At 63.2% G+C, this 13,450-nt stretch carries 9 protein-coding genes; 5 read left to right on the top strand and 4 right to left on the bottom strand.

Annotated features, from left to right (window positions below; genetic code table 11):
* Window positions 1-48: 48 nt before the first annotated feature.
* The 4 genes from E8M79_RS11580 to E8M79_RS11595 form a co-directional block, all read right to left on the bottom strand.
* Entirely contained in the window at window positions 49-2,556 is a 2,508-nt protein-coding gene (locus E8M79_RS11580; RefSeq protein WP_137152048.1) for a methyl-accepting chemotaxis protein, read from the bottom strand.
* A gap of 821 nt (window positions 2,557-3,377) precedes the next feature.
* Window positions 3,378-3,770: an alpha/beta hydrolase gene (locus tag E8M79_RS11585; RefSeq protein ID WP_137152049.1), complete on the bottom strand. Its 393-nt coding sequence runs from the start codon at window positions 3,768-3,770 to the stop codon at window positions 3,378-3,380.
* Between the two features lie 499 nt (window positions 3,771-4,269).
* Window positions 4,270-5,370, bottom strand: coding sequence for a Xaa-Pro peptidase family protein (locus tag E8M79_RS11590; RefSeq protein ID WP_248304978.1), 1,101 nt, complete (start codon window positions 5,368-5,370; stop codon window positions 4,270-4,272).
* Window positions 5,371-5,508: 138 nt separating this feature from the next.
* Window positions 5,509-6,900, bottom strand: a complete 1,392-nt coding sequence (locus E8M79_RS11595; protein ID WP_137153360.1) for a M20/M25/M40 family metallo-hydrolase — start codon at window positions 6,898-6,900, stop codon at window positions 5,509-5,511.
* 445 nt (window positions 6,901-7,345) lie between these two features.
* Between E8M79_RS11595 and E8M79_RS11600 the strand changes: the two genes are divergently transcribed.
* The 5 genes from E8M79_RS11600 (at window position 7,346) to E8M79_RS11620 (ending at window position 13,076) form a co-directional block, all read left to right on the top strand.
* Entirely contained in the window at window positions 7,346-8,929 is a 1,584-nt protein-coding gene (locus tag E8M79_RS11600) for an ABC transporter substrate-binding protein (protein WP_137152050.1), read from the top strand.
* Window positions 8,930-9,000: 71 nt separating this feature from the next.
* Window positions 9,001-10,080, top strand: a complete 1,080-nt coding sequence (locus E8M79_RS11605; protein ID WP_137152051.1) for an ABC transporter permease — start codon at window positions 9,001-9,003, stop codon at window positions 10,078-10,080.
* A gap of 8 nt (window positions 10,081-10,088) precedes the next feature.
* A complete protein-coding gene (locus E8M79_RS11610) occupies window positions 10,089-11,042 on the top strand; it encodes an ABC transporter permease (protein ID WP_137152052.1) in 954 nt (317 codons plus the stop codon).
* Window positions 11,043-11,052: 10 nt separating this feature from the next.
* Window positions 11,053-12,069, top strand: coding sequence for an ABC transporter ATP-binding protein (locus tag E8M79_RS11615; protein WP_137152053.1), 1,017 nt, complete (start codon window positions 11,053-11,055; stop codon window positions 12,067-12,069).
* A complete protein-coding gene (locus E8M79_RS11620; RefSeq protein WP_137152054.1) occupies window positions 12,066-13,076 on the top strand; it encodes a dipeptide ABC transporter ATP-binding protein in 1,011 nt (336 codons plus the stop codon). Before E8M79_RS11615 ends, E8M79_RS11620 begins: the two co-directional genes overlap by 4 nt.
* Window positions 13,077-13,450: the final 374 nt, after the last annotated feature.

Here is a 13,450-nt window from a genome sequence, read left to right on the forward strand (position 1 = left end):
AGCACGGCCTACCTTGGAACGGCCAGATAGGCGCCCCACTGGGGCGGGCTACTCCGTCTTGATGGCTGCATTGCCCTGGCTGAGATAGGAGCGGGCGACGGTCCTGAGCTTGTCCTGCAGCGCGCGGGCGCCACCGGCAAGGGCATTGACCGATGCAGCGCGTCCCGCCGACCGGGGCGCCGGCGGCGCCTCGGCTGTGGCGAAGATGTCGACGATCTGGTCGAGCTCGGTGGCCTGCGCTTCGGTCTGTTCGATGGCGGCGTTGATCTCGTCCACCAGCGCGGCATTGTGCTGGGTCATTTCATCCATGGTGCGTACGGCCGTGTTCACCTCTTCGATGGAGGCGGCCTGTTCGCGCGAGTCCTTGGCGATCAACTGCATCAGCGCATCGGACGACCGCGCTGCGGAGAGCATCGTCTCCAGCTTCGCCGCCGCATCCGACACCAGGCGGCTACCGCCACTGACCTCGGACGCCGATTGCTCGATCAGCACCTTGACGTCGGCGGAGGCACCGGCGGCCGATTGCGCCAGGCGCCGCACTTCCACGGCCACCACCGCAAAACCCTTGCCGGCGTCGCCCGCCCGCGCCGCTTCCACCGAGGCATTGAGCGCCAGAAGATTGGTCTGGAAGGCGATATCGTCGATCAGGCCAATGATATTGGAGATCTTGGCCGAGGACTGGGTGATGCGCTCCATGGCCTGTGTCGCCTGCACCATGACCTGCCCCCCCTCCTCGGCGTTCAGGGTCACGCTAGCGGCGACGCCACTGGCCTGATTGGCTCGCTCGGCATTGTGCAGCACGGTAGACGCCAGCTGCTCCATGGCAGCGGCCGTCTCTTCGATGGTGGCCGCCTGCCTGGTGGTGCGTTCGCTGAGATCATTGGCGCCGGACAGGATTTCGCCCGTCGCCGTCTTGAGTGAGCGCGACGTATCGCGGAGCTGTCCAACGATATCGGTCAGCTTCTCAGCCACCGCGTTGGTGTCGCTCTTGAGCTTGGCGAAGGCGCCCTGATAGTCCCCGTCCATGCGCTTGGTCAGGTCGGTATTGGCCAATGCCGCCAGTACTGCGCCGGTTTCGCTGACGCCGCGATCCACCGTCGCCACCAGATTGTTGACCGAGCCGGCCAGGGCATTGAGTTCGGCGTCCGGAAACTCGGTCTCCACGCGCTTGCTGAAATCGCCGGCCACGGCGGCATCCACCACCATGCCGAAGGCCCGCTGCAGGGCCCGCATCATGCTAGCCCGTTCTTCCCGGCGGGACTGATCGGCGATGAGCTCATCCTCGGTCATCTGCGACACCTTTTGGGCATTCACCTTGAAGACCTCCACGGCGCGCGCCATTGCGCCCAGCTCGTCGGACCGCCGGGCGCCAGCCACTTCAACTGTCATGTCGCCAGCGGCGAGTCGTGACATCACCCCGGTCAGCCGCCCCAGGGGGCCGGTGATACCGCGCGAAAACAACATGCCCAAGGATGCGGCCACAGCCAGCAAGATCGCAGCCACCAGCAGCATGCCATTGCGAATACCATCGACCGGCGCCTGCGCTTCGCCAAGCTCCTGCTCGGCCATGATGGCCCAGTCAAGCTGGGGAATGCCAAGCGGTTCCCCAACCAGGACCGTCGGGGCCCCCTCCTCGTTGGTCCCTGCCCCGATTGGGCTCTGCCCGGCCAGGGCCATCGCGACCAGCGGACTGTCAAAGGACACCGCCAGGGTGTCCAGTTCAGGCGAATGGTGACTGTCATTGCGCCGCAGGTTGTCGCTGCCGACCAGGAAGACCTCGCCGGTTTCACCCACGCCGCGCGTGTCGTCCAGGATGGCGTCGAACTTGTCCAAGGGCAGCTGGTAGGCAATCACGCCCGATTTCTTGCCGCGCCCGTCAAAGACCGCAGTCGCGATGAAGAAGGCCGGAACCCCATTGCTGGGCGCGTAATTCTCAATATCGGACATCGCCGTTTCGCCGGGGGCCTCCTGTGCCAGTGCCGCCCGGAAGACCTTGCCAAGGCCGGTATCGGCATAGGGCCCGCCGCCCTCGGCGAAGTTGTTGCCGAAGTCATCCTCCTTGAACGCGGTGTAGAGCAGATCGCCCTTCGGATCGAACAGGAACACGTCATAATAACCGTGCAACTGGATCAAAGACCGGAAGCTGGGGTGCACCTTGCTGTGGGTAAAATTGTAGTTCAGTCGGCCTTCCGCCGCATCGAGATTGATGCGTTCGCCCGGCGGGAAGGGATTGCCCGTAACATAGGCCTGCCTGAGCACATCGGCCGGCGCCCCGTCCTTGATCTGCCCCCAGTTGATGCCGAAGTCGCGGATGGCCACGGCGGTAGACTCGCCAGCATGCGACAATAGATCGTCCTTGATGGTTTCAAGGTAGGTGCGCAGCTCGGCAGCGCGCTCGTCGGCGGCATTGATGAGCCGCTCCTGGGTCAGTTTGACGACCGTATCGCTGGCGATCAGGTAGCTGGCCAGTCCCACGCCACCACTGACCATGGCGGCAGACAGCACCAGGATCAGCGGCAATTTGTGGGCGAGGCGGATTTGCGGCAGTAACTTCAAGGCAGACACCCTCCCAATGGCATCGTTCAACCCGCCAATGCTGCAACTGCTGAACAGATCGCCAGTTAACCTCACAAACTTACTGTTAAGCCTGTGCGAGGATATTTAATTTCTGGTGAAGAAGATAATCGAATGCAATCGCGATCGTGGAGCTATCGTCCATTGCATGGCAACGCCGTGACCGCGGTAGTCCGGCTCCAGCCGGCAAGCTGGAATCGCCGCAGCCGCACGACGCGCAGACGCAGCCAAGCGTCCGACAATGCCCCCTAATCTGGACAGCGATTGGCCCGGACAGGAAGACTTTGGGCGCTGACCAGCACAGCCCCTGAGAACGGAGGGAGCAAGCAACGGAGCGCGAACCCGGGCTCCCCGGCGACCCAGAGTTAGGTCGGACGGCGTCGTGCCGAGCTAGTTGGGGGCTGCATTATCGAGTGGGCTAGCGCGAACTCTCGAAGGTCCCGGACGGCCTCTTGCGATCCAGGGCCGGTCCAGAGAAAATGTCCGAGCGCATTGTCGTATAACCGAAGCGCTGCACCCGGGATCTGCTGCTCACTCCGTCTCGCGTGGTCCAGTGGGACCGAGGCATCGTTGCGACTGTGCTGTATGAGGGTCGGGCATCTCACCTTCGAGAGCGCGTCTGGCGTTAGTGACTGGTCCAGGTCTGTCACGAACCCCTCGTATGAGCGAAGGTCCCGCACTTTGTGGCGAACCGTCTCAATGCTTTCGCTGTCCAGCGTGTCGGGAGACACTGTGGACAATTGACGGAGAAACATGCTCGCCATTCGCAGGGGAAACAGGCGAAAGCCAATCCGGACCAAGGCCTAGACCAGCCACTCCCTTCGCGGAGAGAACAATCGCTTGGATTGAACGTAGATCGGGTCGGGTGGCTGGTACCACGGCCCTGATATGGCCGAGCCCAGAACCAATGCGCGCGTTCGTTCTGGGAACGATGCTGCGAACTCGATGGCTGCGCGGCCACCAAGCGATACGCCAACAACCATGGTCTTTTCGATCCCGACTTCGTCGAGAAGAGCCGCCCCCAATGCGGCGGCGTCGCGCGGCGTGGTCTTGCCAGCCAGTGGCGTGCCTCGATAGCCTGGGCGCGAGGGCACGAGCAGCCGGAACTGGGATGGCTCGAAAACGTCGTCGACGGGTGTCGTCCAGAGCGCTTCCCTGTCCGCCATGGAAGAACAAGATCGCCGGCCCTTGGCCATGATCGCGATACTCGACCTGACCAAGCTGCGTCAGCACCTTTGTTGGCAGTGAAATTGAGATCCCCCCCAAAGAGTCAACGCTGAGCAAAACACGACGTCCAACTGCTCTCGCCGTCCATGTGCATAGCATTGCTTGCCTTCCGGAAAGCTCCGTAGACGGCCCGTTCAAGATAGGAAGTTAATCCAAGTGCTGAACGTCTGGCCAGCGTCCTTCACTAGGTACATGTACTACGCGAGCTCCCGTCAGAACGCTCCAAAGTTCACCGTTGTGGTGGGTGCATTGCGAGCAACTCTGGACGGGAATGTCTCAAGGTAACGGCAACTTTGGAAAGACACGATTTGCTACGGTTGACCGCAGTGGGGTCGACATCTGCCATCCAGCAAAGCGCCCCAGTCGGCCAAACGGGCTGGTTCTCGACTTCTCAAAAAGCGGTCGGTCCGCGCTTGTCGTCGGCCGCGCGATTGTCTGGCCCCCGGCCCGATCGCATTTGATCGCGCCCTATGCGCCGATCATCCGAACCTCGCGCGACAGGCCGGAGAGAATCTCCGGGCCATCTGCCCGCACAATCACGACATCCTCGAGACGGATACCAAAACGCCCGGGAAGGTAGATGCCCGGTTCGATGGTGAACACCATTCCCTCCGCCAGCACAATGTCTGAGGTCGCCGTGATATAGGGCTCCTCATGACCGCCAATGCCCATGCCGTGGCCTGTCCGGTGGACGAAATACTCGCCATATCCGGCATCGGCGATGACGGTGCGCGCCGCCGCGTCGACATCGCGTGCCAGCGCACCCGGCTTCACCGCCTCTAGCGCGGCCACGACAGCGCGTTCGACGATGGCGTGAACTTGCCCATAGCCCTCAGGCGGACGACCGACCACAGCCATGCGCGTGATATCACTGGGAAAGCCGTCGATCCGGCCGCCGATGTCCATCACCACGGCATCGCCTTCGGCCAGTGCCCTGTCGCTGTTGAAATGGTGCGGGAAAGCACCGTTGGATCCGGCGGCAATCACTGCGAAACCCGGCTCCACGCCCTGCACGGTGAATGCGTCGAAGACGATTGTCGCCAGCTGCTTCTCGGTCATCCCGGGACGCATCGCCGCGAATCCCGCCTGCATCGCCTTGTCCGCCGTGAGCGCGTTCAGTTTGAGCGCGGCATATTCGCGCTGATTCTTGCGCATGCGCAGATAGCTCAGCGTGTCGTCGGTAAAGCTGCGCTTTGCCTCGGGCAGCGCATCTGTCAGCAAGGCCGCAAAATCCACGCGCATGGTTTCGTCGAGCACAATGTGCCGCGCTGACGTGCCGCCCACCTCGGCGAGAGCAGCAAGGAAAGCGGTATTGGGGCCGTTATGGTCGGCCCAGACATGGAAGGGGATTTCAGTTCGTCCGCGCGAGCCCTCGGCATTGAGCGCCGGCATCAGGAAGGCCTCGCGCTCCGGGCCCACCAGCAGCAGGCAGGGACGCTCGCACAGCATCGGGTGAAAGCCGACGAGCCAGTCCATATGCGGGCTCGGGCAGATGGCGACGAGATCGACGCCCTGGCTCCTCATCCGGTCGCGCAAGCCAGCGAGCCTGGCCTTGGTATCAACGGTCACAGCAAGTCCCCCTTCAGTCTCGATGGTCGTAGCCTCTGCCCGATCCCGAGCCGATTGGGCCGCGCGCTTGTCATGCGCAGCGGGCCTTGGCCCGCTGACGGGTTCGTTCACGCCGCGCGTCACCCGCGCCTGGCGACTTCACGGCGTCGAAATGGCGTCGATGATCCTCACCCAGGCCCGGGTACCCTTCTGGAACGAGCTCAGGTTGTATTTCTCGTTGGGCGAATGGCCGCGGTCATCGGCCTGGCCCCAGCCGACGAGCAGCGCATCCATGCCAAGGATCGTGCGGAAATCACCCACGATGGGGATTGAGCCGCCGCCGCCGGTCACGATGGCCGGGTTCGACCACTCGCCGAGCAGCGCTTGCTTGGTCTTGTCGAGGATCGGCGCATCAAAAGGCATCTGCACAGCCGGGGCGGCACCATGTTCGACGAACTCAACGCGGCAGTCGGCCGGCACCTTGGAGCGCACATAGGCGCGGAAACTTTCGCGGATCTTGATCGGATCCTGCTTGTGCACCAGGCGGAACGACACTTTGGCGGTCGCTTCGGCCGGAATCACCGTCTTGAAGCCTTCGCCCGCATAGCCGCCGCTGATCCCGTTCACCTCGGCCGTCGGGCGGGCCCAGTTGAGCTCGAGCATCGAGCGGTTCTTCTCGCCGACCGGGATGGAGAGGCCCACGCGATCAAGGATGTGCGGCATGCCGCGTTCGAGCCCGTCCCACACCGCCTTGAGGTCAGCCGGCGTCTCCTCGACGCCGTCGTAAAAGCCCGGCAAGGTGACCCTGCCATTGTCGTCGTGCAGCCCGGCAACGATCCTGCCGATGATATGCAGCGGATTGGCGGCGATGCCACCGTAGCCGCCCGAATGCAGGTCGTGGCTTGCCGCGAAGATCTTGATTTCCTCGCCCACCAGGCCCCGCAGTCCGGCGCAGATCGAGGGGGTGTCCTCGTTCCACATGCCGGTGTCACAGACGAGCACGTAATCGGCCTTGAGTTCCTCCTTGTTGGCTTCGAGGAACGGCTTGGCCGACGGAGATCCGCACTCCTCCTCGCCCTCGAAGATGACAGTCAGGCGGATGGGGAGGTTGCCGCGCACCTCCTTATAGGCGCGCACCGCCTCAATGAAGGTCAGCAATTGCGCCTTGTCATCGCAGGTGCCACGGCCGGTGATGATCTTGGCGCCGTTGGCGGCTTCCCGAATCGCCGGCTCGAACGGCGGGTGGGTCCAAAGCTGCAACGGATCGACCGGCTGGACATCGTAGTGCCCGTAAAACAGGAAGTGCGGGCAGTCGGGGCTGGCGCCTTCGTGATGCGCAACCACCATGGGATGGCCGATCGTATCCCGCACCGAAGCCGCAAATCCCAGGCGCGCTAGATAGTCGGCCAGCAGCTGCGCCGCTTTGCGACAGTCGGCAGCATGTGCCGGGTCTGTCGAGATCGAGGGCACCCTGACGAGATCGAACAGGGTCTCCAGACTCGATTCAAGGTTCACTTCAGTACGGGCAAGGACGGCTTCGAGGTCTGACATGGCTACCGCTTGGTCAAGTAACACGGAATTCTCTAGCGCTGGCGCTCTCGCCAGCATGGCACGCGCCCCGCAGGCGCCCCCATCTCCACGATAGTCAGGTGCCCGCTGCTTAAATAGATGGGCTGACAACGAAATTCGTAGCGTTCCCGTGACCGGACAGCCTTGACAGCTTCGATGACATGAGTTTGTCTGACATTTGACGTTTGTCTGACATTTAGCGCCCAAGTGGTCAAAAGAGGTGTCTCGACCAGTACTTTGACAATATTGCCCGCCCAAAATCGCCAGAAGATCGACGGCAGGAGCTGAAAGTCCTGGACAATATTCGCTTGCTATCGGGCGCGCGTAATTGTGAGCCCATTCTGCCAGTAACGGCAATTCTGAACACAGTATCAAGACAGAGGAGCTCGACTTGAGACGTTTAGCATTTCTTAGTGCCGCACTTGTCATGACAACGTTGTCAACTGGAACGGCATTGAGCTTCGAGGGCACTTCGCTGGTTGCACCCGACTGCAGCTACGGCGGCAAGATCAGTGCCATCCGCGCCACCGACGAGCACACCGTTACCTTCGAGATGTGCGCTGCCGATCCGGCCTTCGAGGCAAAGTCGGCATTCATCGTGTTCGGCATCCAGCCGTCCGAGCACATCGCGGCCGCCGGCCCCACCAAAGAGCTCCTCACCAACCCGATCGGCACCGGCCCGTTCAAGCTCGATGCCTGGAACCGTGGCGACTCCATCATCCTCAAGCGCAACGATACCTATTGGGGCACCAAGCCGAACTATGAGACCCTGGTGTTCCGCTGGAGCACTTCGGGCGCCAGCCAGCTCAACGAACTGCGTTCGGGCACCGTCGACCAGATCAGCACGGTGAGCCCGGACGATTTCGACGCTGTCAAGAACGACCCCGATCTGCAGTTCCTGCCCCAGATGGGCCCGAACACGCTCTACCTGGGCATGACCAATACCTTTGAGCCGTTCAACAACGTCAAGGTGCGCCAGGCCATCGCCATGGGCATCGATCGCCAGCGCATCGTCGACAATTATTACCCCGACGGGTCGGAACTGGCGACGCACTTCACGCCGTGCACTATCCCCAACGGCTGCTCCGGTGAAGACTGGTACGGCTTCGACCCCGTTGCTGCCAAGGCGCTGCTCGCCGAGGCCGGCTTCCCCGATGGCTTCAAGACCAAGATCTACTATCGCGACGTGTTCCGCACCTATCTGCCGGAACCCAGCACTATCGCGGTCGAGTTTCAGTCACAGCTGAAGGCAAACCTGGGCATCGACGCCGAAGTCGCTCCCATGGAATCGGGCGAGTTCATCGGCCAGGCCACGTCCGGAAAGCTCGACGGGTTCTACCTGCTGGGCTGGGGCGCGGATTACCCGCACATCACCAACTTCCTGGACTATCACTTCGGCAAGGACACCCAGCAGTTCGGCGCCTCGCTGCCGGAAATCTATGAGGCCCTGGCCAAGGGTTCGTCGATCGCCGACGTTGAGGAAGCCAAGCCGGTCTATGAAGCCGCCAACAACGCCATCCGCGAACTCGTGCCTATGGTGCCGATCGCCCACGCCGCCGCCGGTTCGGCCGCCCGCGCCTATGTCAAGAACGCCGGCTACCGCCCGTTTGGCGCCAAGCAGTTCAACCTGGCTGACCCCGGCAAGGACACCATGGTCGTCATGCAGAACGCCGAGCCGATCAGCCTGTATTGCGGCGATGAGAGCGACGGCGAGTCGACCCTGGTCTGCACGCAGATCACCGAGACGCTGCTCGATTACGCTCAGGACAGCGGCGATATCGTCGGCGCCCTGGCGACCAGCTGCGACCCAAGCGCCGATGCGACCGCGTGGACCTGCCACCTGCGTGAAGGTGTCAAGTTCACCGACGGTTCGGATTTCGACGCCAATGACGTTGTCGCCTCCTACGCCGCGGGTCTGGATGCATCCAACCCGACGCATGTCGGCAACACGGGTGCGTTCGACTACTTCGCGAGCCTGTGGGGCATCATGAACGCCCCCGCCGCCAAGTAAGGCCGCTCCCCTCGAGAGGCGGGCGTTCCGGCGCCCGCCTCATCCGCCTTAACCCCCGGTAGACAAGCCCAATGCTCGGATACGCCATCAAGCGGCTCCTCAGTGCCATCCCGGTGATCTTTGGCATTCTGGTAGTCACCTTCTCGCTCGCCCGCCTGATCCCCGGCGATCCGTGCAAGTCGATGCTGGGCGACAAGGCCAGCGCCTCGACCTGCGCCGAATTCGTCCGCCATTTCGGCCTGGACCAGCCCATTCCGGTGCAGTTCCTTTATTACCTGCGCGATATCGCCCAGGGCAATTTTGGCAATTCCATCCGCTTCTCGCGGCCGGTGACGCAGATCATCATCGAGCGCCTGCCCATGACGATGGAACTCGCCCTGCTCGCGCTCATCGTCGCCACGCTGGCCGGCATCGCCATCGGCATCTTCGCGGCACGCCGCCACAACACCGCCGCCGATGTTGGCACGATGGCGCTAGCCAATGTCGGCATCGCCATGCCCATCTTCTGGCTCGGCCTGATGATGGCCTATGTCTTCGGCGTCATGCTCAAGGGCACGCCTTTGTGGCTGCCGCCTTCTGGTCGGCTGAGCGCGGGGCTGAGTTCAGTCCCTTTCTATGAAGTCTGGCAGTGGGATCTGGCCAAGGACACGTTCGGCGCCAAGTTCTTCGAGTTCGTCTCCAATTTTTACATCTTCAACGCGCTGATCACCTTCAACTGGCCGATCTTCACCGATGCCTTGCGCCACATGGTCCTTCCGGCCCTGGCGGTCGCGACGATCCCCATGGCCGTAATCGCCCGCATGACCCGTTCGTCGCTGCTGGACGTGCTGGGGCGCGATTATGTTCGCACTGCCCGCGCCAAGGGCGTGCCCGACAACAAGGTCGTGCGGCGGCACGCCCTGGGCAACGCCATGCTGCCGGTGGTGACAATTCTGGGATTGCAGATGGGCGCCCTGCTCAGCGGCGCCGTGCTGACCGAGACCGTGTTCGGTCTCGCCGGTGTGGGGCGCATGCTGGTCGAGGCGATCTTCGCGCGCGACTACCCGATCGTGCAGGCGTTCACCGTGATGATCGCCACGATCTATGTCGTGGTGAACCTGATCGTCGACCTCTCCTACACCTACCTCGACCCCCGCGTCCGGCCGCAATAGGACCTGATATGACCAGCCTGAACTCCGCCAGTGCCAATGCGGCCACTATCTTGATCGAGGATGGACTGCTGGGCGACCCGGTCCCGCTGTGGAAGCAGACCCTGAAGCGCCTGCTGCGCAAGCGCTCGGGCCAGGTCGGCCTCTTCCTGATCGGCTTCATGGTGCTGGTCGCGATCTTTGCCCCGATCATCGCCCCCTATGATCCCAACGAGGTCCTGATCGGGATCGAACAGGTCAAGCGGCGCGATCCACCCTGCATCCATATGCTCGGCTGCGACACCGCCAAGCCGCAGCACATCATGGGGATCGACGGCAATTCGCGCGACGTCTTCTCGCGACTGGTCTTCGGGTCGCGGATCAGCCTGATGATCGGTGTCGTGACCGTTTCCATTGCGCTGATCCTCGGCGTGTTCCTTGGCGCCGTCGCCGGCTATTTCGGCGGCTGGACCGACAATCTGATCATGCGGTGCATGGACGTTATCCTGGGGTTCCCCTCGCTCCTGCTGGCCATCGCCATCGTGGCTGTGCTCGGGCCAGGCATCATCAACGCCCTTCTCGCCATATCGGTAGTTTCCGTTCCCGGCTATGCCCGCGTCACCCGGGCCAGCGTGCTGTCGGTGAAGTCACAGGACTTCGTCGCCGCCAGCCGCGTTTTGGGTGGCAGCAAGTGGCGGATCCTGTTCACCCGCGTGCTGCCCAATGCGCTGACCCCGATCGTCGTCCTGGCGACAATGGGTGTAGCAGGCGGCATTCTCGAGGCCGCTGGTCTGAGTTTCTTGGGACTGGGCGCCCAACCGCCGACCCCGGAATGGGGCACGATGCTGGGAACCGAGAAGGACCAGATGTTCTCCTCGCCGCATCTGGTGTTCTTCCCCGGCATCGCCATCGTAGTCACCGTGCTCGGCTTTAACCTTCTTGGCGACGGATTGCGCGATGCGCTTGATCCGCGACTGAACAGCTGAGGTGGAGCCGATGAGCGAACCCATCCTTCAAGTGCGCGACTTGAGCACTGTCTTTTCCACGCGCTCAGGCACGGCTCAAGCCGTGGACAGTGTCAGTTTCGAGATCGCTGCGGGCAAGACGCTGTGCATCGTGGGCGAGAGCGGCTGCGGCAAATCAATCACCGCGCTGAGTGTGGCCGATCTGGTGCCCTACCCGGGCGCGGTGACTGGCGGCGAAGTGCTGCTCGCCGGCGTCGACCTGCGCAAGATGACGCCTGCGGAAATCAGCAAAGTCCGCGGCAACCGCCTGTCGATGATCTTTCAGGATCCGTCGTCGTCGCTCAATCCCGTTCACACCGTCGGCCGCCAGATCGCCGAGGTTTACCGGTTGCACAAGGACATGGACGCGCGGCAGGCCGAAGCAGCTGCCATACGGCTCCTGACCGCCGTAGGCATCCCTGACCCGGCGCGCCGGATGAAAGCCTACCCGCACGAGATGTCCGGCGGCATGGCGCAGCGGATCATGATTGCTATGGCGCTCGCCTGCGAACCGGAGGTGCTGATCGCCGACGAGCCAACGACCGCGCTGGACGTCACCATCCAGGCCCAGATCCTGGACCTGATGCGCCAGCTGCAAAGCGACTACGGCACAGCCATCATCCTGATCACCCATGACCTCGGTGTTGTGGCCGAAATGGCCGACCATGTGGCCGTCATGTATGCGGGCCAGATTGTGGAACATGCCGATGTGCGGACGCTGTTCCGATCCCCCCAGCACCCCTACACCAAGGCCCTTCTCCGCTCTGTGCCCCGCATGGATGCCGGCACGGAGATGCTCGAAGTGATCGAGGGACGCGTACCCCAGTTGACCAACCTGCCCGAGGGCTGTCGGTTCGCCCCGCGCTGTTCGGCGCGACGCAGCGCCGACGAGCCGCGCTGCACCACCACTGTGCCCCCGCTGCTACCAGTCGGGGTTGAGCATAGCTGTCGTTGCTGGCTGACGGCGCCAGCGGCCGGCGAAACGCGAGAAAAGGCAGAACTGGCATGAGCGCGCTCCTCGAACTGCGCGGGATCCAAAAGACTTTCGCCGTCAGGGGCGGTGCCTTTCAGAGAGTGGTCGGCCAGGTCAACGCAGTCACCGATATCGATCTTGCCATTGAAAAGGGCCGCACCCTGGGCGTGGTCGGCGAAAGTGGCTGCGGCAAGTCCACCCTGGCGCGGATCGTCATCGGTCTGCATCCGCCAACCGGCGGCGAAGTGGTATTTGACGGCAGGACCATCAGCGGCAGCCCCTCGGGCATCGACTTTGCCGCCAGCCGACGGATTCAGATGGTCTTCCAGGATCCCTATTCCTCGCTCGACCCGCGCGTTCCCATCGGCGTTTCTATCGGTGAGGGGCTCGTCATCCATGGGATCGGGGACACGGCGAGCCGTCGGCAGGCCGTCGGAGAGATCCTGCAGCGGGTGGGGCTTCCGTCGCAGACGGCTGATCGCTTCCCGCATGAATTCTCGGGTGGCCAGCGCCAGCGCATCGGCATTGCCCGCGCGCTGATCCTCAATCCGGATCTCTTGATCTGCGATGAGCCGACATCGGCCCTGGACGTATCGGTGCAGGCGCAGATCCTGAATCTGCTGCGCGTACTGAAGGACCAGTTCAACCTGACCATGATGTTCATCTCCCACAATCTGGCTGTGGTCCGCCACATCGCCGACGACGTGATGGTGATGTATCTTGGCCATGCCGTCGAAATGGCCCCAGCGGACACATTGTTCTCCAATCCGCGCCACCCCTATACGCAGGCCCTGCTCTCGGCCACGCCGATCGCCGATCCCGACCAGCGTGGCGAGCGTGTGCGCTTGACGGGCGAACTGCCGTCGCCGCTCAATCCTCCAAGCGGCTGCCCCTTCCACCCCCGCTGTCCCTTGGCCAACGACCGCTGCAAGGCGGAACTGCCCGTGCTGACCGCCGCCGGTGCGACACGCGTGGCCTGCCATGCGGTTGCAGAAGGTCGCGCCTCATCGCTTGGTTTTGGCGCGGCGGTTGGCCAAGCGTAGCTGGGCCGGAAACCTGGACACCGGACCGGCATGGCAGGCCATTAGCGGTAGCGGCCTCTGGCCTCTTGGGGCTCTCGATCTCGGCCAAGGGACCAGCAGTCCGCCACGACCGTGCCCATGATGTCCTCGGTTCACTTGGGGAAGGCCGGCTTCAGGGGCTGTTCGCGGTTGAGCCCAGGGTGATCCAGGCATCGCAGGCGTTGAGAGTCAAGAATCGGGACAGTTGACCGCAATCGGCTGGACCGGCCCCGCCAGCGGCGCCAAGGCGCCAGGACCCGGCCGGGCAGATCGCGCTCGGCAAGGGGTTGCCGGTCATTTGCAGCTACCGGCCACCGGTAGTGGCTATGGGAGGCGGCCCCGGCTTGCTGAGATCG

Origin of the sequence: Devosia sp. FKR38 (genome assembly GCF_005222805.1) — a bacterium.
Taxonomy (GTDB): Bacteria; Pseudomonadota; Alphaproteobacteria; order Rhizobiales; family Devosiaceae; genus Devosia.